This is a genomic window from Vibrio sp. YT-16, assembly GCF_033337405.1.
Classification (GTDB): domain Bacteria; phylum Pseudomonadota; class Gammaproteobacteria; order Enterobacterales; family Vibrionaceae; genus Vibrio; species Vibrio alginolyticus.
On record NZ_JAWOQQ010000001.1, the window covers coordinates 631,911 to 658,149 of the forward strand.

The window sequence follows — 26,239 nt, forward strand, 5'->3', positions numbered from 1 at the left end:
CCTTTTATAACATGCTTTCAGGCCCTTAATCTAATAAAAGGCTGAAAGTCTCATTTTGTCTTACTCGTCTTTAGCAGCTGGTGCTTCAGCAGCAGCTTCTTCAGCTGGCTTTTCTACCGCTTCTTTCATGCTTAGACGTACACGGCCTTGGCGGTCGATTTCAAGAACTTTAACTTGAACTTCTTGACCTTCAGCTAGGTAGTCAGACACTTTCTCTACGCGTTTTTCTGCGATTTGAGAAATGTGTACAAGACCATCTTTGCCTGGAAGAACCGTTACGAATGCACCGAAGTCTGCTAGACGTGCAACTTTACCTGTGTAGATACGGCCCACTTCAACTTCAGCAGTGATCTCTTCGATACGGCGGATAGCTTCTTTCGCAGCAGTGCCTTCAGTTGCCGCAATCTTGATAGTACCGTCGTCTTCGATTTCGATAGTTGTACCAGTCTCTTCAGTTAGAGCACGGATAACTGCACCACCTTTACCGATAACGTCTTTGATCTTCTCAGCGCTGATCTTCATCGTGTGAATACGCGGAGCAAATTCAGAGATGTCTTCACGAGCACCAGAGATTGCTTCATCCATTACAGATAGGATGTGCTTACGTGCGCCTTGAGCTTGGTTAAGCGCAATTTGCATGATTTCTTTAGTGATGCCTTCGATCTTGATGTCCATTTGAAGTGCAGTGATACCAGTGTTAGTACCTGCTACTTTAAAGTCCATGTCACCTAGGTGGTCTTCATCGCCAAGGATGTCAGAAAGTACAACGAAATCGTCACCTTCTTTAACAAGACCCATTGCGATACCAGCAACAGATGCTTTGATTGGCACACCTGCGTCCATAAGTGCAAGAGAAGTACCACATACTGAAGCCATTGAAGATGAACCGTTAGATTCAGTGATTTCCGATACAACACGTACTGTGTATGGGAACTCATCAACAGAAGGCATTACTGCAGCAATACCACGCTTCGCCAGTTTACCGTGGCCGATTTCACGACGCTTAGGAGAACCTACAAAACCAGTTTCACCTACACAGTATGGAGGGAAGTTGTAGTGCAGTAGGAAGTGATCTTTACGCTCACCAGTTAGCTCATCGATGATTTGAGCATCACGCTGAGTACCTAGCGTTGCAGTAACGATCGCCTGAGTTTCACCACGAGTGAATAGCGCGCTACCGTGAGTACGAGGAAGAACACCAGTACGTACATCTAGTGCACGAACCATGTCTTTTTCACGGCCATCGATACGAGGGTTACCTGCAATAATACGGCTACGTACTACTGTCTTCTCTAGATCATGGAAGATAGTGTGGATTTCTTTTGTGTCTGCTTCAGGATCTTCAGCAAGAAGAACTTCATTTACTTCCGCAGCGATCTCATGGATGCGGTCGTAACGAGCCATTTTCTCAGTAATTTGGTAAGCTTCAACAAGTTTAGCTTCTGCTAGATCAGCAATCTTATTTTTAAGCGCTGTGTTCTCTTCAGGAGCAACCCAATCCCAAGCAGGAGTTGCAACTTCTGCTTTGAATTCGTTGATAGCTTGAATAGCAACTTGTTGTTGGTCATGACCATAAACAACCGCCGCTAGCATTTCTTCTTCAGTTAGGTTGTCCGCTTCTGACTCAACCATCAGTACTGCTGACTCTGTACCTGCAACAACAAGGTCAAGCTTAGAAGTTTCTAGTTCAGTTTGGCTAGGGTTAAGTACAAGCTGACCATCGATATGACCAACACGCGCCGCACCGATAGGGCCGTTGAATGGAATGCCAGAGATAGCAAGAGCAGCAGAAGTACCGATCATTGTAACGATATCTGGCTGAACATCTGGGTTTACAGACATTACTGTCGCGATAACCTGAACTTCGTTTTTAAACGCGTCTGGGAATAGCGGACGGATTGGACGGTCGATTAGACGAGCTGTTAGCGTTTCGCCTTCAGAAGGACGACCTTCACGTTTGAAGAAGCCGCCTGGGATTTTACCCGCAGCGTAAGTACGCTCTTGGTAGTTAACCGTTAGTGGGAAGAAGTCTTGACCTGCAACGGCTTCTTTTTTACCTACAACAGATACGAATACAGACGTATCATCCATTGTGACCATAACTGCTGCTGTAGCTTGACGTGCAATAACGCCAGTTTCTAAAGTAACTGTGTGGTTACCGTACTGGAACGTTTTAACAACTGGTTTTTCGAACATTGTTATTCCTTGTTTCTAATCTTCCTTTAGTGCTTAAAGAAATCTTAGATGTGTTAATTGACACTCAAGGCATTACGAATCGCGACTAGTAAAAAGAAACTCGGAAATTCCTTTTGAATAGTCGCGACCTTTTGGTCGACGTGGTTGACTGTAATGCTATGAGCTTTTGAGAAAACCTCTTACAAGGTTTAGCCGCCAGTATTATAACGGCATAAGTCTAATTTGGCTAAATTTAGGCAACAAAAAAGGGGCATAAAGCCCCTTTTTAGACAAACTGCTATGCAGTCGCTGATTAGCGACGTAGGCCTAGACGTTTGATTAGGTCTTGGTAGCGAGCTAGGTTTTTACCTTTTAGGTAATCTAGAAGCTTACGACGACGAGAAACCATGCGTAGAAGACCACGACGGCTGTGGTGATCGCCTTTGTGCGCTTTGAAGTGACCTTGTAGGTGGTTGATAGAAGCTGTAAGTAGAGCTACTTGAACTTCTGGTGAACCAGTGTCGCCTTCGCCTTGTGCGTATTCTGCAACGATTGCTGCTTTAGTTTCTGCATTCAGAGACATAATTCTCTCCTAATAAGAGTAGGTTTAAAGTTGTAGCAGCCAATCTCTGATTCAGCCGCTACGCGAAGCGCGGATTATAGGGAAATTTCCTATCTCGTGCAATATAAAAATACCGACACTCAGGTCGGTATTTTCAATCATTTACTTGGATGCAACGTCATCTCGGAACACGACCAATCGCTTAGGGGCGATTTTGCCATCTTCGTTCATTTCGCCAACGCCAATAAACAAGCGTTCTTCACCCATAGTAAGGCGAAGTGAGCCCTCAGTCGGAGCACCAAATACTTGAACGGGCTGCCCATGTTGGACCATATCCGCCAGTTCAGGCACCAAGTTGACTTCTGGTAAGTCTTCTACCGCTGTATCCATTGGCAAAAGCAGTGGGTCCAGTAGTTCTCGAGGCGCTCGTTCCTCGCGGTGAGCTTGCTCTAGCAACTCATTTAGTTGCTCAAGTGTTACCATATTCTCGTAAGGGTATTTAGCAACACCAGTACGACGAAGCATAGTTACGTGCGCACCACAACCTAACATTTCGCCCAGATCATCAACGATAGTACGAATATAGGTACCTTTAGAGCAGTGCACTTCCATCTCTACTTCATCGCCTTCAAAACGGTGAAGAACAATCTCATATACCGTGATCTTACGAGATTCACGCGGAACTTCGATGCCTTTACGAGCGTATTCATACAAGGGTTTACCTTGATACTTCAACGCAGAGAACATGGAAGGCACTTGATCAGACTCACCACGGAACTGATCGATGCACGCTTCTAGCTTGTCTAACGTAACATCGACTGGACGCGTCTCTACAACTTCACCATCCGAGTCAGACGTATTGGTACGTTCACCCAGCTTTGCGATCACACGGTAGCGTTTATCAGAATCAAGAAGAAACTGAGAAAATTTTGTCGCTTCACCCAAGCAAATTGGCAGCATGCCTGTCGCTAATGGGTCCAAGGCTCCAGTGTGGCCTGCTTTCTCGGCAAAGTAGATTCGCTTTACTTTTTGCAGTGCATCATTGGAAGAGATACCTGTTGGTTTGTCCAACAGTATAACGCCATTAATTGGACGACCTTTACGACGACGAGCCATTATTCTTCGTCCTCACGACCAGAATCTTTTTGCTTTTGTTTGTCTGAACTAACGACTTCAGACACTAGGTTAGACATACGCATACCTTCAACAAGCGTATTGTCATAGTGGAAGCGGATTTCTGGCGTTAAACGTAGACGAATACGCTTACCTAACATCATGCGAATGTGCACTTCGTGCTCACGTAGCGCTGCTAGACATGATTCAGGTGTTTGCTCACCCACACATAGGAAGGTCACAAATACTTTTGCGTAAGCTAGGTCACGAGAGACTTCTACGTCTGAGATCGTCACCATGCCAAGGCGAGAGTCACGAACTTCACGTTGAAGGATCATCGCTAGTTCTTTTTGCAGCTGCTGTGCAACGCGCTGCGTGCGGCTAAATTCTTTTGACATATCTTTACTCTTATATAGAAAGAATGGGGGGTTGGTCAAAGCCAGCCCCCCATGGTGTATTCAACAACCAATTACTACTTATCTTTCAAAGACAATATTAGTAATTTTAGTCAATTAGTCTAGAGTACGTTTAATTTCAACGATTTCGAAGACTTCGATTTGGTCACCAACGCGAACATCATTGTAGTTCTTAACGCCGATACCACATTCGTAGCCATTCTTAACTTCTTGAACGTCATCTTTGAAACGACGCAGTGACTCTAGTTCACCTTCGTAAATAACAACGTTATCACGTAGTACACGGATTGGGTTGTTACGCTTAATCACACCTTCTGTAACCATACAACCAGCGATAGCGCCCAGTTTCGGTGACTTAAACACGTCACGAACTTCAGCAAGACCAATGATCTCTTGCTTGAATTCTGGAGCAAGCATACCGCCCATTGCTTGTTTCACTTCGTCAATCAATTGGTAAATGATTGAGTAGTAACGTAAGTCAACAGCTGCGGCTTCAACAGCACGACGAGCAGAAGCATCTGCACGAACGTTAAAGCCAAGGATGATTGCGTTTGAAGCTTCCGCTAGTACTACGTCAGTTTCCGTAATACCACCAACACCAGAACCAACGATGTTCACTTTAACTTCGTCAGTAGATAGCTTAACTAGTGAGTCTGCGATTGCTTCTACAGAACCTTGAACGTCTGCTTTAAGTACAACGTTAAGTTCAGCAACTTCACCAGCAGTCATGTTAGAGAACATGTTCTCTAGTTTAGATTTCTGCTGACGAGCAAGTTTCACTTCACGGAACTTACCAGCACGGTAGTTAGCTACTTCACGCGCTTTACGCTCGTCACGAACTACTGTTGCTTCATCACCTGAAGATGGTACACCTGAAAGACCTAGGATCTCTACAGGGATAGATGGGCCAGCCGAAGTAATTTCTTTACCTAGCTCATCACGCATTGCACGAACACGGCCGTATTCTTGACCACAAAGAACGATGTCGCCTTTGTTTAGTGTACCTGATTGAACAAGTACTGTTGCAACTGGACCACGACCTTTATCTAGGCGAGATTCAACAACAACACCAGATGCCATGCCTTCAGCTACAGCTGTAAGTTCAAGAACTTCAGACTGAAGAAGGATAGCTTCTAGAAGACCATCGATGTTTGTACCCTGTTTAGCAGAGATGTGAACGAACATGTTCTCACCGCCCCACTCTTCAGGAATAACGTCGTATTGAGCAAGCTCGTTCTTAACGTTATCTGGGTTCGCGTCTTCTTTATCGATCTTGTTCACAGCAACAATTAGAGGAACGCCTGCCGCTTTCGCGTGCTGAATCGCTTCTACTGTTTGTGGCATTACACCATCGTCTGCTGCAACTACAAGAACAACGATATCTGTCGCTTGAGCACCACGAGCACGCATTGCAGTAAACGCTGCGTGTCCAGGAGTATCAAGGAACGTGATCATGCCGTTGTCTGTTTCAACGTGGTACGCACCAATGTGCTGAGTAATACCACCCGCTTCGCCAGAAGCAACGTGTGTGCGACGGATGTAGTCAAGTGTTGACGTTTTACCGTGGTCAACGTGACCCATGATAGTAACAACTGGAGCACGTGGAACTGCTTCCGCGTTAGTGTCACGGTCAGATAGTACCGCTTCTTCCAGTTCGTTCTCTTTACGAAGAACTACTTTATGGCCCATTTCTTCAGCAACAAGTTGTGCTGTTTCTTGGTCGATCACTTGGTTGATAGTCGCCATAGCGCCCATCTTCATCATTACTTTGATAACTTCTGTCGCTTTAACCGACATCTTGTTAGCAAGTTCTGATAGAACGATCGTTTCGCCAATTACAACGTCTTGCTTAGCAACCGTTGCTGACTTATCAAACCCGTGCTGCATTGAAGTCGGCTTAGCAAGTTTGCCCTTACGACCTCTACCGCCACGTTGGTTGTTACGGCCACCGCGAGCTTGGTCGTCTTTACCCGAAGCTGCTTTTTTCTTCTTACGACGACCGCCTTCTACTTTGCGATCTGCTTCATCTTCGGCTTCACGTGCGTATTGTGAAGTCGTTACATGGTAATCTGTATCTTCCATATCACCCTTTTTCTCTTCTGCAGCAGACCAACGCTCTTTATTCTTTTCAGCCAATTCGCGAGCTTCTTCAAGCTTGCGCTGACTTTCCTCTTCAGCCTTACGCTTAGCTTCTTCTTCCTGACGACGTTTAAGCTCGTCGGCCTCTTTTCGCGCTGCTTCTTGCTTAATTTTCTCTTCAGCATCACGCTTTGCTTTTTCTTCAGCATTACGTTGTGCATTCGTATCTACGTCTCGCTTCGCTTTCTCTTCAGCTTCACGTTTCGCTTTTTCTTCCGCTTCACGTTTTGCAGCTTCTTCAGCTTCACGTTTCGCAGCTTCTTCAGCTTCACGTTTTGCAGCTTCTTCTGCTGCACGTTTTGCTGCTTCTTCTGCTTCACGTTGTGCTGCTTCTTCAGCTTCACGTTTCGCTTCATCTTCAATTGTGCTGCGCTTCACGTATGTACGTTTTTTGCGCACCTCAACCTGAACATTCTTACTCTTACCACCACCCGCGTTCACACTAAGTGTACTACGAGTTTTACGCTGAAGCGTAAGGCGAGTCGGCTCTGAATCACCTGATTTATCACCGTGTTCTTTCTTTAAATGAGAGAGAAGCTTCTGCTTCTCTTCATCAGTAACATTGTCAGAGCTCGCCTTTTTAATGCCAGCGTCAGCAAGTTGTTCAATCAAGCGGTCGACTGGCGTACCAATCTCATCACTCAGTGCTTTAACTGTTAATTGTGTCATGCCGCTTCCTCCTTGCCGAAAATTATGCTTCTTCGCCGAACCAACAGATGTTACGTGCGGCCATAATTAGCTCACCTGCACGTTCTTCGGTCAGGCCTTCGATACCTTCTAAATCGTCAATACCTTGGTCAGCAAGATCTTCCAGTGTCGCTACACCTTTCGCTGCCAATTTAAATGCCATCTCACGCTCAAGACCTTCAAGTGCAAGTAGGTCCTCAGCTGGTTCTAGACCTTCAAAAGACTCTTCTTGTGCTAGTGCGATCGTCGTTAGTGCATCTTTTGCACGTCCACGAAGCTCTTCGATTAGTTCTTCATTCAAACCATCGATTTCTAGTAGCTCGTTAACTGGCACGTATGCGATTTCTTCTAGCGTTGAGAAACCTTCTTCAACAAGAAGTTGAGCGAAGTCTTCTTCAATATCTAGGTACTTCATGAAGTTTTCAATAGATGCTTGTGATTCTTCAGCGTGTTTCTTCTGAAGATCAGCAACTGTCATAACATTCAGTTCCCAACCTGTTAGTTGAGATGCTAGACGCACGTTTTGACCGTTACGACCGATAGCTTGCGCTAGGTTGTCAGCTTCAACTGCGATGTCCATTGAGTGTGCATCCTCATCAACGATGATAGAAGCAACATCAGCTGGCGCCATTGCGTTGATAACGAATTGAGCTGGGTTATCATCCCAAAGCACAATATCGATACGCTCACCACCAAGTTCGCCAGAAACAGCTTGTACACGTGCACCACGCATACCAACACACGCACCTACAGGGTCGATACGTTTGTCATTTGTTTTGACAGCGATCTTAGCGCGAGAACCAGGATCACGTGCCGCGCCTTTCAACTCGATAATATCTTCTGCGATTTCAGGCACTTCAACACGGAACAGTTCTGCCAACATTTCTGGCTTAGAACGAGTGATGAACAATTGGAAACCACGTGCTTCAGGCGCGACTTTGTAAAGAAGGCCACGTACGCGGTCGCCTGGACGGAAGTTTTCACGAGGAAGTTGGTCATCACGCAGGATTACCGCTTCAGCGTTATTACCAAGATCAAGCACGATTGTGTCACGGTTTACTTTTTTCACGACACCAGTGATTAGATCACCTTCATTGTCGATGAACTGTTCAACGATTTGTGCGCGCTCAGCTTCACGAACTTTTTGTACGATAACTTGCTTAGCAGTTTGAGTCGTAATACGGTCAAACGTTACTGATTCGATTTCGTCTTCTACGTAGTCGCCAAGCTCGATTGAGTCATCTTCGTATTGCGCTGCTTCTAGTGAGATCTCTTTTGTAGGGTTCTCAACGTCATCAACAACTAACCAACGGCGGTAAGTTACGAACTCACCGGTTTTACGGTCAATGGCAACACGTACGTCGATTTCGATTTCGTATTTTTTCTTTGTAGAAGTTGCTAGAGCAATCTCAAGAGCCTCAAAGATACGCTCACGAGGTACCGCTTTTTCGTTCGATACCGCTTCTGCTACCGCTAAAATTTCTTTACTCATTGTATTTAGCCTCTAAGCTTAAACTTTTTTAGGGAACTAAAATTTAGGGATCAGGTTAGCTTTGGAAATGTTACTTAGAGCAAACTCTTCTTGCTGACCGTCTACAGTAATTGTCACTGTTTCGCCATCAACACCGTGGATAATACCTTTCCACTTACGACGGTTTGCTACAGCCATTTTCAATACGATGCTGACCTCGTGACCAATAAATTGCTCGTAATGTGCTGCTTTAAAAAGTGGTCTTTCTAAACCTGGAGAAGACACTTCTAGGCTGTAAGCAACAGAAATTGGATCTTCAACGTCTAAAACTGCACTAACTTGGTGGCTAACTTCTGCACAGTCGTCTACGTTAATACCATTTTCATGGTCAATGTAGATACGTAACGTTGAGTGCGCGCCTGCACGAATGAATTCTAATCCAACTAACTCATAACCTGATGCCGCTACTGGCGCGTCAAGCATTTCAGTAAGTTGTCTTTCTAAACCAGTCATTTAACCACTCCAGAAACAAAAAAAGGGCTCAGAGCCCAATCAAAAAACCAAGCAGTATCTGAGCTATTTCAAAAAGCTCAGATAACAAAAAACCCCGATAGTCGGGGTTTTATGCTGCTGGACCCTGATACGTTAAGAATAGCCAACAATTGCTTTTCTTAACTCGTAGTGTGGTTAGCACTACGCAAACTTGCCAATCTACGATTTCCTTTTAAGGAAAGAGATTGGTTGCGGGGGCCGGATTTGAACCGACGACCTTCGGGTTATGAGCCCGACGAGCTACCAAGCTGCTCCACCCCGCGTCCGACTTGCTGAGCATTATACTCGCAAACAAGTGATTTACAAGTTTGTAAATACATGGTGCCGAGAGAGGGACTCGAACCCTCACACCTAAGGCACTAGCACCTCATGCTAGCGTGTCTACCAATTTCACCATCTCGGCATCAAAACCTTACAGCTTATTGAGGAATTTCATCACCCGCAGGGGCAGGAACTTCACTCGCTGCATCCTTAACTTGTTCAACAACTGGTTGACCTAACGTTGGGTCTACCCATTGTGATTCAGTCTGGTGCGTAGACATACGACCAAGTAACAAGCTAACGATAAAGAATACGGTTGCTAAAATAGCAGTTGTTCGGGTTAAGAAATTACCTGAGCCGCCAGCACCAAACACTGTGTTTGAAGCACCAGCACCGAACGAGGCTCCCATATCTGCGCCTTTACCTTGTTGAATCAACACAAGGCCAATCACACCAAGCGCTGCCAACAGGTAAATCACAAGTAGAACTGAAAACATTTTTTCCACCTATGTTCCAAATTGTTGAGCCAGCGCCGTTCAAAAGAATAAATCATAATGAACAAGGCTAGCGACCTCCTAACGGGAGGCGGAGCAATACTAGCGAAAGCCAGTAACGCTGACAAGGGAAAATTAGTAAAAAATCAATGCCAATGCGTTAAGCGCTCAAAAAAAGGGCAAAAGATGCCCTTTTCATTCAAGACATGCTTTAACGCAATGATTAACAACTTGCTTTAACAGCCTCAGCGATTTTCAATGCTGAGTGTTGAACTAGTTCACCATCTTCGCCTTCCACCATAACGCGGATCAAAGGCTCAGTGCCAGACTTACGCAGCAGTACACGCCCTTTATCACCAAGTGTCGCCTCTACTTCAGCGACAGCGTTTAATACAGCTGTAGCTTCAAGAGGGTTACTTTCTCCTGAGAAACGGACATTTTCTAAAACCTGAGGATATAATGTCATTCCTTGCGATAGTTCATATAAAGACATATCGCTGCCAATTACAGAAGCAAGTACTTGAAGTGCAGCAACAATCGCATCGCCGGTTGTGACTTTATCTAATAAGATCACATGGCCTGAGTTTTCAGCACCAATTTTCCAACCTTTTTCTAGCAGTTGCTCCATGACATAACGGTCACCAACAGCAGCACGTACAAACGGAATGCCTAGCTGCTTTAAACCATTTTCCATACCCAAGTTAGTCATTAGTGTACCAACAACACCACCCTTTAGCTCACCACGACGAAGTGCATCACGAGCGATGATATAAGCAATTTGGTCACCATCAACTTTGTTACCTAGGTGGTCGACCATAATGATGCGGTCACCATCACCATCAAATGCGAGACCAAGATGCGCTTGCTCTTCAACAACACGCTGTTGAAGAGCTCGTACGTCTGTTGCGCCCACTTTTTCATTAATGTTGATGCCGTTAGGCTCTACGCCCATAGCGATAACTTCTGCCCCAAGTTCTTTGAAAACATTTGGAGCGATGTGGTACGTTGCACCGTGCGCACAGTCTACTACGATCTTAAAGTTCGCAAGGCTCAACTCAGATGGGAAAGTACTCTTACAGAATTCGATGTAACGACCAGCTGCATCATTTAGGCGGGTTGCTTTACCAAGCTCAGCAGACTCCACACATTCAATTTCTTTATCTAACTCTGCTTCAATCGCCAATTCAATATCGTCAGGTAGCTTAGTACCCTCAGAAGAAAAGAATTTAATGCCGTTGTCGTAATATGGGTTATGTGATGCAGAAATCACAATACCAGCCTCGGCACGGAAAGTCTGAGTTAAATATGCCACAGCTGGAGTTGGCATGGGACCAGTAAATGTTGCTTTAAGTCCCGCAGCTGCAAGGCCAGCCTCTAGTGCAGATTCAAGCATATAACCTGAAATACGTGTATCTTTACCTATGATAACTTTCTTTGTGCCTTGTTTCGCTAGTACACGACCAGCAGCCCAGCCAAGCTTAAGTACGAAGTCTGGAGTGATTGGGTATTGTCCTACTTTACCGCGCACACCGTCAGTACCAAAGTAACGTCTTTCATTCGACATAAACTTTCCTTTATTATTTTTAAATATTGTTTTTCGTCATCTCAACAACTTTCATTGCTTCGATTGTCTCTTCAAAGTCATGCACGCGAATGATCTGCGCGCCTTTCATCGCGGCAATCGTAGCACAAACAACACTTGCGTTCGTACACTCTGCCGCTGGCTTGTCTAACAGTTTGAAGATCATGGATTTACGAGACATGCCAGCCAAAATAGGTAGGCCGAATTCATGAAACTTTTCAAGATGAGCAAGCATATGATAATTGTGTTCGATTGTTTTGCCAAAGCCAAACCCAGGATCGAGAATCAGTTGAGATTTATCAATCCCTGCTGCTTCACACGCCGCGATACGTTCTTCTAGAAAAGCCGACACGTCCCCCATTAAATCATCATAATGAGGGTCAACTTGCATGGTCCTAGGCTGACCTTTCATATGCATCAGACAAATTGGAAGGTTTGCTTCTGCTGCGAATTCCAGAGCACCTGGCTCTTGCAGCGAGCGGATGTCATTGATCAAATCAGCCCCAGCATCAATTGCTTGACGCATCACTTCTGCTTTACTGGTGTCAACGGAAATCCATACATCATATTTTTCACGAATGGCTTTGATTACTGGGACAACACGCCTAAGCTCTTCTTCCAAAGACACATCCGGTGCACCAGGTCTTGTCGATTCACCACCAACATCAACAATACTTACACCAGCCTTTATCATTTTATCAACTTGAGCAAGAGCAAGTTCAATTGAGTTGTATTTACCGCCATCCGAAAAGGAATCCGGTGTCACATTTAGAATGGCCATGACATGTGGACGCGAAAGGTCCAAAGATTTGTTATTTGCTGTAATCATCATCATAAACACAAAAACCCCGAGATAACTCGGGGTTTAATATTATCGATACTCTTTATTCAGAGTCTTTCTTTTCAGGCGCTTCGTTAGAAGTTATATCAGAAGAGCTAGGCTGTTCTGCATCTTTCGCAGTATCCGTTGCTTCTTCTTTAACTTCTTGCTTTGCTTGAGGCTTGTCGCTGTCTTCTGGTTTGCTTGCTGAGTTATCACTCCAACCCGCAGGCTCACGAATTTCAGCTTTGCGCTCCATTAAGTCATCAATCTGGCGAGCATCAATGGTTTCATACTTCATCAGCGCATCTTTCATCGCATGCATGATATCCATGTTCTCTTGAAGAATCTTCTTCGCACGATCGTAGTTGCGGTCAATGATCTGACGAACTTCGTCATCAATCAACTTCGCTGTATCGTCAGACACATGTTTAGTCTGAGTTACACTACGCCCTAAGAACACTTCGCCTTCATCTTCTGCATACAGCAGAGGGCCAAGCTTTTCAGAGAAACCCCATTGAGTAACCATCTTACGAGCAATATCTGTTGCGCGCTCGATATCATTAGAAGCACCGGTTGATACTTTGTCAGCACCGTAGATAAGTTCTTCTGCTAAACGACCACCGTACAAGCTAGAAATCATTGATTCTAGGTGTTGGCGAGACATACTCACGCGGTCCTGCTCTGGAAGGTACATTGTTACACCCAACGCACGACCACGTGGAATGATAGACACTTTGTACACTGGATCGTGTTCAGGAACCAAGCGACCAACAATCGCGTGACCCGCTTCGTGGTATGCTGTTGACTCTTTCACTTCCTCAGACATCACCATTGAACGGCGCTCAGCACCCATCATGATTTTGTCTTTCGCCAGTTCAAACTCAACCATAGAAACGTTGCGCTTGTTACCGCGCGCAGCAAACAGGGCTGCTTCGTTAACTAAGTTTGCTAGGTCAGCACCAGAGAAGCCTGGAGTACCACGTGCGATGAGAGAAGGCTCTACATCACCCGCTAGAGGGACCTTACGCATGTGAACTTTTAGGATCTGTTCACGGCCACGTACATCTGGAAGACCAACTACCACTTGACGGTCAAAACGACCAGGACGCAGTAGCGCAGGGTCTAGCACGTCCGGACGGTTAGTCGCAGCGATAACGATAATACCTTCGTTACCTTCGAAACCATCCATCTCAACGAGCATTTGGTTTAGTGTTTGTTCACGTTCATCATGACCACCACCAACACCTGCGCCACGTTGACGGCCTACCGCATCGATCTCATCGATAAAGATGATACAAGGTGCAGCTTTCTTTGCTTGTTCAAACATGTCACGCACACGAGATGCACCAACACCAACGAACATTTCTACGAAATCAGAACCAGAGATAGTAAAGAATGGTACTTTCGCCTCACCGGCAATGGCTTTCGCTAGAAGCGTTTTACCCGTACCAGGAGGACCAACCATTAGAACACCCGTTGGAATCTTACCGCCTAGTTTTTGGAAGCGGCTTGGATCGCGTAGGTAGTCCACCAGTTCTTTCACGTCTTCTTTTGCTTCGTCACAACCAGCAACGTCAGCAAAAGTTGTCTTGATTTGTTCTTCGCTCATCATTCGAGCTTTGCTCTTACCAAAAGACATGGCGCCTTTACCACCGCCGCCTTGCATTTGACGCATGAAGAAAATCCATACACCAATTAGTAAGATCATTGGGAACCAAGAGATGAAGATAGTACCAAGCAAGCTTTGCTCTTCTGGAGGCGTGCCTTGTACTTTCACGTTTTGGTTAATTAGGTCATCTAGAAGCTTTTGGTCATACACTGGCATGTAAGTGACCATTTTGGCACCGCCGCCACGACGAACAAAGCTAATTTCACCGTCTTTAAAAGTTGCTTCTTGAATCTGGCCTTGGCCAACTTCCTGTACAAACGTGGTGTAATCCACGGTTCTGCCATTGCTTTCTCCAGGGCCAAAGCTCTGAAATACCGACATCAATACGACGGCGATAACAAGCCACAGAATTAAATTTTTTGCCATGTCACTCAAGGTGTAAGCCTCTCGATAACTAATTGTAATTAAAGGTAGGGTACTACAGTTCATTAACTGTAGCTATAGTGTTAACACGCTCTCAAGAGAGCAAAATGGTTAACCTTTGTAACCAGTGGCTACGACGAAGACCTCTCGAGAGCGAGCTCGCGATGAGTCTGGTTTTCTAATTTTTACGGCTTTAAACATGTCTCGGACTTCTTTCACATACTGATCGAAGCCTTCCCCTTGGAAAACCTTTACGACAAAGCTACCATTAGGCGCTAGAACTTGTCGACACATATCTAAAGCTAATTCAACTAAATACATAGCGCGAGGTTGATCAACAGAATTGTTTCCCGCGATGTTAGGCGCCATATCAGACATTACTACGTCTACCATGGAAGGTTGGATCCTTTCTAGCAAAGCGTCCAATACCGCATCATCACGAAAGTCGCCTTGTAAAAAGCTAACGCCAGCAATCGGGTCCATAGGAAGCAAGTCACACGCAATGATCTGCCCACTGTCCCCTACTATCTTAGCAGCATATTGAGACCATCCGCCCGGCGCGGCCCCCAAGTCGACGACTGTCATTCCAGGCTTTAACAATTTATCTTTCGTTTGAATCTCATCGATCTTGAAATAAGCACGTGAGCGGTAGCCTTTTTTTCGGGCTTCATTCGCGTATTTATCATCAAAGTGTTCTTTCAACCAACGACCAGAACTAGCCGAATGTTTTTGTTTACTCATTTTAATCCCAACAAGGCACAAATTGGAGCTATTGTTTTAATAGGCGCTACCTATTACTCAATAAATTATAGTCTTCAGCAATAGATGGCGTTAAAATAGCTTTTTTCAACCCTTATTTTAAAGAAAATTGGCCGCGTAATGAACCTAAGCACCAAACAAAAGCAGCACCTTAAAGGCCTAGCTCACAGTTTAAAACCTGTTGTGCTAATGGGCGCAAATGGACTTACAGAAGCCGTGCTAGCAGAAATTGAAATCGCTCTTAACCATCACGAACTTATCAAAGTAAAAGTTGCTTCGGAAGATCGTGAAACAAAACAGCTAATCATCGACGCTATCGTACGTGAGACGGGCGCTGAAAAAGTTCAGACTATTGGTAAAGTGCTTGTGCTATACCGCCAGTCTGAAGAGCGTAAAATCGAAATCCCTCGTAAGTAACTCTACTTACGTTGCTGAAGAAAAAAGGTCGCCTGAGGCGACCTTTTTGCGTTTTATCAGAGTAATAATGCTACTCCAAACGACTTAGATATATTCTACTCGGTCAATTTCGAAGTCTTTCGCGCCACCCGGAGTTTGAATAGCAACTTCATCGCCTTCCATCTTACCAATCAGGCCACGAGCAATAGGTGAGCTCACTGAAATGCGACCTGCTTTGATATCGGCTTCGTCATCACCAACGATTTGGTACGTTTTTTCTTCTTCGGTGTCGATATCAATCAAGGTTACGGTTGAACCAAAAATAACTTTACCCGTGTTCTCCATCTTCGTTACATCAATAACTTGAGCAACTGACAGTTTGTATTCAATGTCACGGATTTGTGCTTCACAAATGCCCTGCTCTTCACGAGCGGCGTGATATTCAGCATTCTCTTTTAAATCACCTAGCTCACGAGCTTCAGCAATTGCCTCTGAGATCTGAGGACGTAGTTTAAGTAGACGATCGAGTTCTGCACGTAGCTTTTGCTCGCCACGTAGTGTCATTGGAACTTTTTCCATTTTATAACCTCAAGCCCAAATGGGTCTTTGGACAAAAAAAGCCCACCCTGTCATAGGACTGGGTAGTGCGCTTAAAGATGTATTTCGTTTAGTGTAAACAAACTCCCGGACGAAATCATCTTAATTCGAAAGACAGCAAGACTATGCCTTTTCGGCATAATGATATAACTCACTTTTAGAGCGGTTCTAGGGCGAATCACCTTCTCAATTTATTGAAAAACAACACTGTTCATTACACCAAAAACCTCAAAAAAGATAAAAACTAATCAATGTCAGGCCAATGTCATTGCCAATAATTTCAATCAAAAACAGTAATTTAAATAAAAACAACGCACAATTGAACAGTGTTCATCAGTGGGATTTATATCATTTTACTAACTCATACGGAAACTTTAGCAGTAAAACATGTCCAGCGAGTTGTTAGATCAATGGCTTACAAGTGCGAACTATATCGCTCAATTAGCCAATTTTGGACCAACAACTTGTGAGAGATCACCTCTCCCCCATACAACAATGATTATGGACAGCTAACTAGGACAAATAAGATGAAAAAGACTCTAATTGCTCTTTCTGTATCTGCAGCAGCTATGGCAACTGGCGTAAACGCAGCTGAACTTTACAACCAAGACGGTACTTCTCTAGAAATGGGCGGCCGTGCTGAAGCACGTCTATCTATGAAAGATGGCGACGCTCAAGACAAATCTCGCATCCGTCTAAACTTCCTTGGTAAACAAGAAATCAATGACAACCTATACGGTGTTGGTTTCTGGGAAGGTGAATTTGAGACTGCTCAAAACGGTACTGTAGACGGCGACGACAAGAGCGATCTAGAAACTCGTCTTGCTTACGCTGGTCTTGGCGGTGCTTACGGTGAGTTCGCATACGGTAAAACTGAAGGTGCACTAGGCGTTATCACTGACTTCACAGATATCATGGCTTACCACGGTAACTCTGCAGCAGACAAACTAGCTGTATCAGACCGTACAGACAACATGATGGCTTACAAAGGCCAGTTTGAAAACCTAAGCGTAAAAGCAAGCTACCGCTTCGCTGATCGTATGGAAAACAAAAACACTGGTGAGTACTACGACAACAAACAAGACGGTTACTCTCTATCTGCAATCTACGCTCTAGCTGACACTGGTCTTGAGCTAGGTGCTGGTTACGCAGATCAAGACAAAGCTAACGAGTACATGCTAGCTGCATCTTACACAATGTCTGATCTTTACTTCGCTGGTGTATTCACTGACGGCGAGAAAATGGAAGATTCAAACAACAGTAACACAGTTGATTACACTGGTTACGAGCTAGCGGGTGCTTACACTCTAGGCCAAACAGTATTTACAACATCATACAACAATGCAGAAACTAACAACGAAACTTCTGCAAACAACTTCGCTGTTGATGCTTCTTACTACTTCAAGCCTAACTTCCGTGGTTACATTTCTTACAACTTCAACCTGATTGATGCAGGTGACAAGTTTGGTTCAACTGACACGAGCAAAACAGTTGCAACTAAGATCGATGCTGAAGACGAGCTAGCTCTAGGTCTACGTTACGACTTCTAATTCCGGTCTTTGACTAGAATATCGAATGCCCGCTTTAAGCGGGCATTTTTTATACTTCATTTTAAGCAGCGCGCCTTTCTCTCGTGTCTCATTCATGAAGACATTTGAAGCATTTCTTTAGTTACCTAGCATATTGAAAGGACTTGCGTATACTCAATCACATAACTCACCTTAGAAAGTATCATTATGCGTTTACGTTGGCCCTTGCTCATATTCTCTTCATTACTTTCTGCTTTTTCACAAGCGTACCCTCATCAAGAGGTGTTGCCTGAAGGCGCCCGCATCAGTTTAGTTGCGGAAAAACTCAGTGAAAATGCTGAGCTTGACGGTGTTCATCCTACCGAACAACTGTTCCCACCAGCGAGTACATTAAAAATCGTCACCGCATTAGCCGCAAAGCTAGAACTGGGTGATAACTTCCGGTTTCGAACCAAGCTGGAAACGTCGAACTCAGATACAGTGATTTACTTTGTCGGCGACCCAACACTCCAAACCAACGACTTAAAATCACTTCTCACTCTAGCTAAGAAAAATGGCTTAAAACGGATTAACGGTGACCTATGGCTCGATAACAGCGCATTCACTGGTTATAACCGTGCGGTGGGCTGGCCGTGGGATATCTTGGGAGTTTGCTACAGCGCTCCGGCATCGACCATCACACTCAATAACAACTGTGTACAAGCCTCTATCTATACACAAAAAGATGGTGGAACGCGGGTCTACGTACCAGAGCATCAACCTATTCGTGTCACAAGTACCGTAGAAACAGTTTCTAAAACCATTAAGAAAAGTCGTCATTGTGACTTAGGTTTAGTTGCAAATCCCGATAACAACTACAAGCTAACAGGGTGCTTGGTTGAAAGAGACAAACCATTGCCACTGAAATTTGCGGTTCAAGACCCTGAGCGTTACACCAGTCAAAGGTTGGCGGCTTTGCTCAAGGAGCTCAACATTGGGGTATCGGGAAAGATTAGGGTCGGTACGGCGCCAGAAAAGCAGCGAAAGCTCATCGCAATGCATCAATCAAAGGCCTTAACAGACATTCTCGAAGATATGCTCAAAAACTCTGACAACTTAATTGCCGACACATTAACCAAAACACTTGGCGCTAAATTTTTCGTTCAGCCAGGCAGTTTTACTAACGGTACAGAAGCGATCAAGCAGATCATTTTCGCCAACACTGGTATTGATATTCGTAATGCGCGCCTAGAAGACGGCTCAGGACTTTCGCGAAATAACCGGATCTCCGCGACCAAGATGGCTGAAATGCTGCGCTATATTTGGAAGCATGAAAACGAACTCAAATTGATTGCCATCATGCCGAAATCAGGTGAATCCGGCACATTAAAGTACCGACAAAGTATGCGAAAACTTCCAATTAAAGGACAGCTGATCGCGAAAAGTGGCTCTATCTACGGGACTTACAATATGGCTGGATATGGCTTGGATAAAAATGGTCAACCTAACACCATTTTTGTTCAGTTTGTTTCAGACTACTTCCCAGAAAAACGGGACGACAACACACCTGTCATCGCCCCGATTACACATTTTGAGCAGCTTTTTTACAATGACATTGTGAACTTTAGTCAGGCAATACCTAAGAAATAGTTCACCACGTTAAAGTAAATCCACATTCCTGAAATATCGACGATAGACGCAAGAACTGGACTCACCAATACGGCCGGGTCCAACTTGCAAGCTCGTGCAATAATTGGCAACAGCCCGCCCAATGTTGTAGAAATGGTGACTTGAATGAACAGCGCAACTGCTATTGCCAGTGCGATATCGGTCAGTTCAAAGCCTCCTGTTGATTGTCCTGCACTAAATAACATAATGCGTCCAATCATCACGATAGCGATTGCTAGCGCAATAAATAGAGCGACTCGGCTCTCTTTCCACAAAACTTCTAACCATTGGCGTTTTTTTAACTCTCCAGTAGCAAGAGCACGAATCACCAAAGTTGCTGCTTGTGTTCCTGTGTTACCACCAGCAGCTGCAATCACTGGCATGTACACTGCAAGTAAAACAAGCTGACTAAGGGTGTCCTCATACTGAGCGATGATCAAGCCTGACACTATCCCTAAAAGAGCCAGCGCAATGATCCATCCAATACGCTGTTTTACATGCCCTAAAACACTAGTTGATAAATAACCATCGGGTGTATCAACTTCAGACATATGCAGACCCAGTTGGTGAGCATAATGACGTGCGCGTTTGTCATGACCTGCTTGCTCAAGTTGAGCAATAAGACTATTCACATAGCCGACAGAGCAATGCTGTAAAATACCTACAGCCTCATCAATCGGCATAACCGTAAGCAAATGGACTTGTTGCTCTTGCTCGTACTGCAAGAATGCATTGCGAGCTGCACCAATTTCTACTTCAGAAAAGTTTGGTGTTGTTTCAATAAAAGTGTTGTTCATTACCGTCATGGCGAATCTCCCGATTGGCATTGGTAACGACCATCGACAAAGCATGAAAAGCCACTCTTGCACGCTAAAAGTCAGACAACAATTAAGATGCACAGAGAAAACCAATGCGAATGCACTGTCTATTCAGAATGTATGAAGGAAATAACGAGAAGAAAATTAGAAAAGATGCCTCACCACTTAGGTAAGGCGGAGATCGCCAATACCGAAGCGGGTTATTTCGCTCCCTTAATCTTACTCACCCAACGACTGGGAGGATGGTCGGTATTGTTCATGTAAATCTCCGATAGCGCTGCCATTATTGGCAGCGCAAGTATAGTAGCAAAGTTCATCAGGTATGGAAGTTTTACTTTGCCGTTTTTGCTAAATTTTCATACAAAAAAAGCGCCCTTCGGACGCTTTCATTTGCAGTCATTATGAATTACTGAATAGTAATACGAGCAAATTTACGTTTGCCTACTTGGAACACGTAAGTACCCGCTTCTGGAGCAAATTTGCTGTCCGCAATTTTTTCACCATCAATCTTCACAGCGCCCTGCTTAACCATGCGCATCGCATCTGACGATGATGGACATAAGCCTGCTTCTTTCAACAGATTACTCACTGGGCGACCTGCGTCAAAGTCAAACTCTGGCATTTCATCAGGAATTTGGTTCTTCGCAAAACGGTTTACGAATTCTTGCTCTGCTGCATCGGCATCGGCTTCACTGTGGAAACGAGCAATAATTTCTTTTGCTAGCAATACTTTGATGTCACGAGGGTTTTTGCCCGCTTCTACATCAGCTTTGAATTGAGCAATCTCTTCCAGAGGACGGAAAGAGAGCAGCTCGTAGTAGCTCCACATTAAGTCATCAGAAATAGACATGATTTTACCAAACATTTCGCTTGGCGCTTCGCTGATACCGATGTAGTTGTTTGCTGACTTAGACATCTTCTTCTCGCCATCAAGGCCCACTAGAAGCGGCATCATCAGTACAACCTGAGGTTTTTGACCGTGAGACTTTTGCAGTTCACGACCCATTAGAAGGTTGAACTTCTGGTCTGTACCACCTAATTCAACATCCGTTTCCATTGCTACTGAGTCCCAACCTTGTAGAAGTGGGTACATGAACTCATGAATAGCAATTGGCTGACCACCCGCGTAACGCTTTTTAAAGTCGTCACGCTCTAGCATACGAGCAACGGTTTGGTTTGCCGCAAGGCGAATCATACCTTCTGCGCCCAATTCAGACAGCCACTCAGAGTTAAACTGAATTTTAGTCTTTGCAGGATCGAGAATTTTGAACACTTGCTCTTTGTACGTTTCAGCGTTACGCAATACGTCTTCACGACTTAGCGGTGGACGAGTTGTGTTTTTACCTGTTGGGTCACCAACCATTGCAGTGAAGTCACCGATTAGGAACGTCACTTCATGACCTAGTTCTTGGAACAAGCGAAGCTTATTGAAAATAACCGTATGTCCTAGGTGAATGTCAGGTGCTGTTGGATCAGCGCCCAATTTAATACGTAGAGGACGGTCTTCTTTTAGTTTTGCGATTAGCTCTTCTTCTGGAATCAGCTCTTCAACACCGCGCTTAATCTCGGCTAGTGCAGCTTCAATGCTCGCCATTCTTGTTCACTCCCACAGATTTGGCAAAAATATAATAGCTGAACATATTACTTGAATAGCGATGCATTTTGAAACACGTTAGACTAGGTAGTTGTCACTTTTTCCGTTTAATTTAGCAATCAAGTACCTCATGCATTCGATTTTTGTCCGACTTCCACTCTTGCACAAAGTATTGATCGGTTTTTTTAGTGCGCTGATTATCTTCGCGCTCTTCTTTTTACCTGATCCGCAAGACCTAGACCCGCAGCAGAGCCGATTAAAAGTTGGTCAACATTATCCTGTGCCAGTTTCCCTCGAACTCAGTGCACTAAATAGTTCATCGCCTGCGGTTCCCGCCGTGCTACGCTGGGAGACATACAAGGTAAAAAATGGCGAGAGTGCTGCCATCTTATTTAGTCGCGTAGGGCTTTCTGCTCGTCTATTACATGAACTGGTGTCATCAGACAAAGAAGTGGAAAAACAGTTAACTCGGCTTCGACCTGGTGACCGATTGCAATTTGGTTTTGACGAAAATAACAACTTGGTGCAGCTAAGAAGAACACTAAGCGCGTTCGAGACTTTTCGTATCACATTAAAAGACGGCAAGTACGTTTCTGAAGTTGATAAAAAAGAAGTCGACTTCCAGTACAACTACGCTGAAGCCACCATCAAATCAAACTTTTGGAATGCAGGAATATCTTCTGGATTAAATGGTAACCAAATCATGGAACTGGCTGGCATATTTGGTTGGGACATCGACTTTGCTTTAGATATTCGTAAAAACGACAGCTTCCGAGTACTTTACCAAGAGGAAGTGGTAGAAGGTGAAGTAATCGGCCGTGGAAAAATCATTGCTGCGATCTTTAAAAACCAAGGCGATACCTTTACCGCAATATTGGATCAGAAAAGTGGCAAGTATTACGACGAAAATGGGCGTGCAATGAAAAAAGCATTCTTACGCGCGCCGTTGGACTTCCGTCGAGTTTCGTCTAATTTCAACCCACGCCGCTTACATCCAGTGACGGGACGCGTTCGTCCTCATAGAGGCACGGACTATGCAGCACCAGTGGGCACCCCGATTTGGGCGGCTGGTGATGGCGTTGTTCAAAAATCGTCTTACAACAAATTTAATGGTAACTACGTTTTCATTAAACATAGCAATACTTACATTACCAAGTACCTGCACTTAACCAAACGTACTGTACGAGCTGGTCAACGCGTTAAGCAAGGCCAAACCATCGGTACGCTTGGCGGAACTGGCCGTGTAACTGGCCCTCACCTGCACTATGAGTTCCTTGTGAATGGTGTCCATAAAAACCCGCGCACGGTGAATTTGCCACAATCTAAATCCCTGACAGGCAAAGCGAGACAAACTTTCATGGCAAACGCGAAAATTAGCATGGACAAGCTTGAACGCTACAGCAAACTGCTAGCAATGAAGTAAGCCAGGTATTGAAAAGGGCAGCGAAGCTGCCCTTTTTGTTTTGTCGATATCATCACGATAAAGCTTACTGTTCGGAGTGATGCTCTCTCCCGAGCATAAGCAAACACGGTGTCAGAATTAACGTTAGCAAAGTCGCAAACGCCAAACCACCCGCGACAGCGGTCGCAAGCTGAGACCACCATTGAGTGCTTGGTGCGCCAAACTCCACTTTCTGATTAACTAAGTCGATGTTCATTTCTAACACCATTGGCAATAAGCCTAATATGGTGGTCACCGTCGTAAGTAAAACGGGTCTTAAACGCTGCACACCCGTACGCAAAATAGCCTCAGATTTTTCTAAGCCACGTTTACGCATCTGATTATAAGTATCGATTAAAACAATATTGTTGTTTACCACGATACCAGCCAACGCAATCACTCCAATTCCCGACATAATGATGCCAAATGGCTTTTGGAAAATAAGTAACCCGGCGAAGACACCAACGGTAGAAAACAGCACTGCACTAAGGATTAAGAAAGCTTGATAAAAGCTATTAAACTGCGTAATTAAAATCAAAGCCATCACACCAAGCGCGACAATAAAAGCATTTTGCAAGAATGCTGATGAGTTTTCCTGCTCTTCATTTTGACCCCGAATCTTATATTCAATGCCTTCCGGTAAGTCGAGCTGTTCCATTCCAGCGGCAATCTTAGGTAACTCAAGCGCCAAATTGTAACCTTCCACCATATCCGCTTTAATATTGATAACTCGATGACCGTCGACCCGACGAATAGTGTCTTGCTTATGATCTGGTTTGATTTGAGCAAAATTCGTAATCGGTACCAGACCAGCTGCCGTTTTCACTCTCAGTTGATCAAATCGACCTATGTCGCGCTTATCTTGCGGATAGCGCACCAAAATATCGACTTCTTCATCCGCATCATCGGGCAAATAATCGCCTATTTTCAAGCCGTTCGTAACAAACTGGACGGTATTCCCGACTAAGGTAGCATCCGCTGCAAAGCGAGAAGCGTCATCTCGCTGGATATCAATTTGCCAATCAATCCCTTCCTTATTAGTGGTATCACTCAAGTTGGTCAGTGCAGGATTACCATCAGCCCAATGTCGTACTTTTTTGGCCGCTTCATCTAACGCACTAACACTCAAGTTTCGTGATGATACTTCAATCACGAGATCATGCTCGACAGGCGGTCCTGCGTCCGGGAATTTATACTCAAGTTCAACACCATAAAAGCGGTCTGTCGTCTCTTTTAGTTCCTCAATAATGGTTTTCACTTTGCGTCGATACTGCCAATCCACAGGCGTTATTTGAATCTGGCCAATCTCGTCCCCATTATCGCTCGCTCCTGTGCGCGTGTAGACACTTTCAAACTCGTCATGACCGAGCATCACCTTCTCGATTTCGCGCATAACAACATCTTTTTCGTGAATAGACAGGTCACCATAAGAACGAACTTTAACGGTAAAAAAGGCAGGGTCCACTTCAGGGAAAAACTCTGCACCCAAGCCAGCTTTGTTGTAAGTGAAGCCGACACCTGCCGCTAGCAGTATCGCGCTGAGTAAGACTTTCCATGGATGACGAATCGCTACCGACAGAGTCTGGTAATAAAGCTTGGTAATGCCAGTCGCTTTTTCAAAGTTGCCGTTATGCAGCTCCACCATTTCTCGCTGAGCTTTCTGATTGACTACTTGAGGCTTGCCAATGATCCCACCGATGACAGGAACGAACAATAAAGCCATCATCAGCGAAGCGGCCAAGGTAGCAATTAAAGTAAGTGGTAAGTACTTCATGAACTCACCAGTGATGTCTGGCCAGAAAAGTAACGGAGCAAACGCAGCCAATGTGGTTGCTGTGGATGCGGTAATAGGCCAGGCCATTCGCTTTGCTGCATCTCGATAGGCTTCTTTACGTGGCGTTCCTTCTTGCATGCGCCGATCTGCAAACTCTGTCACCACAATGGCACCATCCACCAACATGCCTACCGCCATAATTAAAGCAAACAGTACGACGATATTGACCGTCAGCCCAAATACCGATAACACCAACAACCCAGTCAAGAACGATCCTGGAATAGAAATCCCCACGAGAAGCGCGGTCCTAACCCCCAATATGGCAATAATGACGATAACTACGAGGATAATTGCGGATAAGATATTGTTTTGTAGATCACTGAGCATCAATTTGACATCGTCGGATTGATCCCAAGTGTATTTAACTTGCAAATTGTCGGGCCACTCGGCGCGCTTCTGTCCCTGAGCCAGTACTTCTTTTACCAACTCAACCGTTTCAATAATGTTTTCCCCTGCCCGTTTTTTTACGTCCAAAACGATGGCAGATTCGCCATCTAAACGAGCAAAACTTTCAGGATCGCGAAATGCACGCCGTACTGTCGCCACATCGCCAAAAGTGATCACCTCTTTGCCATTCACCTTGATCGGTAATTCAAGCACATCTTTCAGTGAATCAAAAACCGATGGGACTTTTACCGAAAAGCGTCCATACCCAGTATCGACAAACCCCGCTGCCACAACTCGGTTATTCAAGGCGATTAAATTATAGATATCCGCTTGATCGAGACCGTAGCTTTCCATCAATAGCGGATCGACAACTATCTCCACGATGTCTTCGCGATCTCCTGCGATTTCAACCTCAAGAATCTGACGGAAACTTTCCAAACGATCACGTAACGTTCTGGCAATCTGAACAATGGTTCGCTCTGGTACGGTGCCATAGAGCACAACGGTCAACACAGGCTCTTCAGATGCAAACGTGACTTCGTTTACCGTTGGCTCATCACTGTCCTCTGGTAACTTTGGCTTCGCAAGATCAACCGCATCACGCACATCTGCCATCGCTTTATCAAGATCCACTCCGACACTAAATTCCAGCGTCACCGAAGCATGACCTTCTGATGCCACAGAGGTCATCTCTTTTACGCCTTCAATTGAACGCAGCTCTTGCTCTATTGGGCGAACCAATAAACGCTCGGCATCGACAGGAGAAATACCTTGATGTCCAACAGAAACATAAATGATCGGAATGGTAATATCAGGGCTCGATTCCTTGGGGATTGTGACGTAAGTAATGACACCTGCAATTAATATCATCACCAATAATGTCAGCATAGTGCGAGCGCGAGATAACGCAGCATCAATCAGAGTGTACAT

General features: G+C 44.8%; 20 protein-coding genes and 2 tRNA genes. 4 read left to right on the forward strand and 18 right to left on the reverse strand.

Translation table 11 applies throughout. The features are described from left to right. Positions 1 to 60: 60 nt before the first annotated feature. From pnp to rlmE, 14 genes are all read right to left on the reverse strand, one after another. The gene (pnp, locus tag R7F07_RS02850) at positions 61 to 2,196 is read right to left on the reverse strand and encodes a polyribonucleotide nucleotidyltransferase (RefSeq protein WP_005380098.1); all 2,136 of its coding nucleotides are present in this window, start codon (positions 2,194 to 2,196) and stop codon (positions 61 to 63) included. A gap of 292 nt (positions 2,197 to 2,488) precedes the next feature. Then, the gene (rpsO, locus tag R7F07_RS02855) at positions 2,489 to 2,758 is read right to left on the reverse strand and encodes a 30S ribosomal protein S15 (RefSeq protein ID WP_005380094.1); all 270 of its coding nucleotides are present in this window, start codon (positions 2,756 to 2,758) and stop codon (positions 2,489 to 2,491) included. A 141-nt stretch (positions 2,759 to 2,899) separates the two neighbouring features. Continuing rightward, positions 2,900 to 3,853 (reverse strand): tRNA pseudouridine(55) synthase TruB, encoded by a 954-nt coding sequence (truB, locus tag R7F07_RS02860; RefSeq protein ID WP_017820421.1) that lies wholly within the window; start codon positions 3,851 to 3,853, stop codon positions 2,900 to 2,902. After that, positions 3,853 to 4,248 (reverse strand): 30S ribosome-binding factor RbfA, encoded by a 396-nt coding sequence (rbfA, locus tag R7F07_RS02865; RefSeq protein ID WP_005380087.1) that lies wholly within the window; start codon positions 4,246 to 4,248, stop codon positions 3,853 to 3,855. Before rbfA ends, truB begins: the two co-directional genes overlap by 1 nt. A gap of 114 nt (positions 4,249 to 4,362) precedes the next feature. Next, positions 4,363 to 7,074 carry a translation initiation factor IF-2 gene (gene infB, locus R7F07_RS02870; RefSeq protein ID WP_005380086.1) on the reverse strand — a complete coding sequence of 904 codons (2,712 nt, stop codon included), beginning with the start codon at positions 7,072 to 7,074 and terminating at the stop codon, positions 4,363 to 4,365. 22 nt (positions 7,075 to 7,096) lie between these two features. Next, entirely contained in the window at positions 7,097 to 8,584 is a 1,488-nt protein-coding gene (gene nusA, locus R7F07_RS02875; protein WP_005380084.1) for a transcription termination factor NusA, read from the reverse strand. Between the two features lie 36 nt (positions 8,585 to 8,620). Next, positions 8,621 to 9,076: a ribosome maturation factor RimP gene (gene rimP / locus R7F07_RS02880; protein ID WP_005386424.1), complete on the reverse strand. Its 456-nt coding sequence runs from the start codon at positions 9,074 to 9,076 to the stop codon at positions 8,621 to 8,623. A 225-nt stretch (positions 9,077 to 9,301) separates the two neighbouring features. Beyond that, positions 9,302 to 9,378, reverse strand: a tRNA-Met gene (locus tag R7F07_RS02885). A gap of 56 nt (positions 9,379 to 9,434) precedes the next feature. Beyond that, positions 9,435 to 9,518 (reverse strand) — tRNA-Leu (locus R7F07_RS02890). A 16-nt stretch (positions 9,519 to 9,534) separates the two neighbouring features. Further along, the gene (gene secG, locus R7F07_RS02895) at positions 9,535 to 9,873 is read right to left on the reverse strand and encodes a preprotein translocase subunit SecG (RefSeq protein WP_005380080.1); all 339 of its coding nucleotides are present in this window, start codon (positions 9,871 to 9,873) and stop codon (positions 9,535 to 9,537) included. Between the two features lie 220 nt (positions 9,874 to 10,093). Then, a complete protein-coding gene (glmM, locus tag R7F07_RS02900) occupies positions 10,094 to 11,434 on the reverse strand; it encodes a phosphoglucosamine mutase (protein ID WP_005388992.1) in 1,341 nt (446 codons plus the stop codon). A 19-nt stretch (positions 11,435 to 11,453) separates the two neighbouring features. Then, positions 11,454 to 12,284 (reverse strand): dihydropteroate synthase, encoded by an 831-nt coding sequence (gene folP / locus R7F07_RS02905; protein ID WP_171343203.1) that lies wholly within the window; start codon positions 12,282 to 12,284, stop codon positions 11,454 to 11,456. Positions 12,285 to 12,336: 52 nt separating this feature from the next. Then, complete coding sequence (gene ftsH, locus R7F07_RS02910) at positions 12,337 to 14,310, reverse strand: ATP-dependent zinc metalloprotease FtsH (protein ID WP_171343199.1); 1,974 nt, start codon at positions 14,308 to 14,310, stop codon at positions 12,337 to 12,339. A 108-nt stretch (positions 14,311 to 14,418) separates the two neighbouring features. After that, the gene (gene rlmE / locus R7F07_RS02915; protein ID WP_104975562.1) at positions 14,419 to 15,048 is read right to left on the reverse strand and encodes a 23S rRNA (uridine(2552)-2'-O)-methyltransferase RlmE; all 630 of its coding nucleotides are present in this window, start codon (positions 15,046 to 15,048) and stop codon (positions 14,419 to 14,421) included. 138 nt (positions 15,049 to 15,186) lie between these two features. On the opposite strand from rlmE, the gene yhbY reads away from it, so the two are divergent. Further along, positions 15,187 to 15,483: a ribosome assembly RNA-binding protein YhbY gene (gene yhbY, locus R7F07_RS02920; RefSeq protein WP_005380066.1), complete on the forward strand. Its 297-nt coding sequence runs from the start codon at positions 15,187 to 15,189 to the stop codon at positions 15,481 to 15,483. Positions 15,484 to 15,567: 84 nt separating this feature from the next. Here the strand turns inward: yhbY and greA are convergent, their stop codons facing one another. Beyond that, entirely contained in the window at positions 15,568 to 16,041 is a 474-nt protein-coding gene (gene greA / locus R7F07_RS02925; protein ID WP_005380065.1) for a transcription elongation factor GreA, read from the reverse strand. A 545-nt stretch (positions 16,042 to 16,586) separates the two neighbouring features. Between greA and R7F07_RS02930 the strand changes: the two genes are divergently transcribed. Both R7F07_RS02930 and dacB read left to right on the forward strand, forming a co-directional pair. Beyond that, on the forward strand, positions 16,587 to 17,609 hold the full coding sequence (locus R7F07_RS02930; RefSeq protein WP_005380064.1) for a porin: 1,023 nt from the start codon (positions 16,587 to 16,589) through the stop codon (positions 17,607 to 17,609). 186 nt (positions 17,610 to 17,795) lie between these two features. Next, positions 17,796 to 19,217 carry a serine-type D-Ala-D-Ala carboxypeptidase gene (dacB, locus tag R7F07_RS02935; protein WP_171343198.1) on the forward strand — a complete coding sequence of 474 codons (1,422 nt, stop codon included), beginning with the start codon at positions 17,796 to 17,798 and terminating at the stop codon, positions 19,215 to 19,217. Here the strand turns inward: dacB and R7F07_RS02940 are convergent. Together R7F07_RS02940 and tyrS are read right to left on the reverse strand one after the other, a co-directional pair. Continuing rightward, positions 19,196 to 20,041 carry a magnesium transporter gene (locus tag R7F07_RS02940; RefSeq protein WP_005380062.1) on the reverse strand — a complete coding sequence of 282 codons (846 nt, stop codon included), beginning with the start codon at positions 20,039 to 20,041 and terminating at the stop codon, positions 19,196 to 19,198. The two genes, dacB and R7F07_RS02940, sit on opposite strands and share 22 nt — an antisense overlap. Positions 20,042 to 20,459: 418 nt before the next feature. Beyond that, complete coding sequence (gene tyrS / locus R7F07_RS02945) at positions 20,460 to 21,647, reverse strand: tyrosine--tRNA ligase (protein ID WP_017820416.1); 1,188 nt, start codon at positions 21,645 to 21,647, stop codon at positions 20,460 to 20,462. A gap of 130 nt (positions 21,648 to 21,777) precedes the next feature. On the opposite strand from tyrS, the gene R7F07_RS02950 reads away from it, so the two are divergent. Further along, complete coding sequence (locus tag R7F07_RS02950) at positions 21,778 to 23,070, forward strand: peptidoglycan DD-metalloendopeptidase family protein (protein WP_054579093.1); 1,293 nt, start codon at positions 21,778 to 21,780, stop codon at positions 23,068 to 23,070. A 64-nt stretch (positions 23,071 to 23,134) separates the two neighbouring features. On the opposite strand, the gene vmeK is transcribed toward R7F07_RS02950, so the two are convergent. After that, the gene (vmeK, locus tag R7F07_RS02955; protein ID WP_104975565.1) at positions 23,135 to 26,239 is read right to left on the reverse strand and encodes a multidrug efflux RND transporter permease subunit VmeK; all 3,105 of its coding nucleotides are present in this window, start codon (positions 26,237 to 26,239) and stop codon (positions 23,135 to 23,137) included.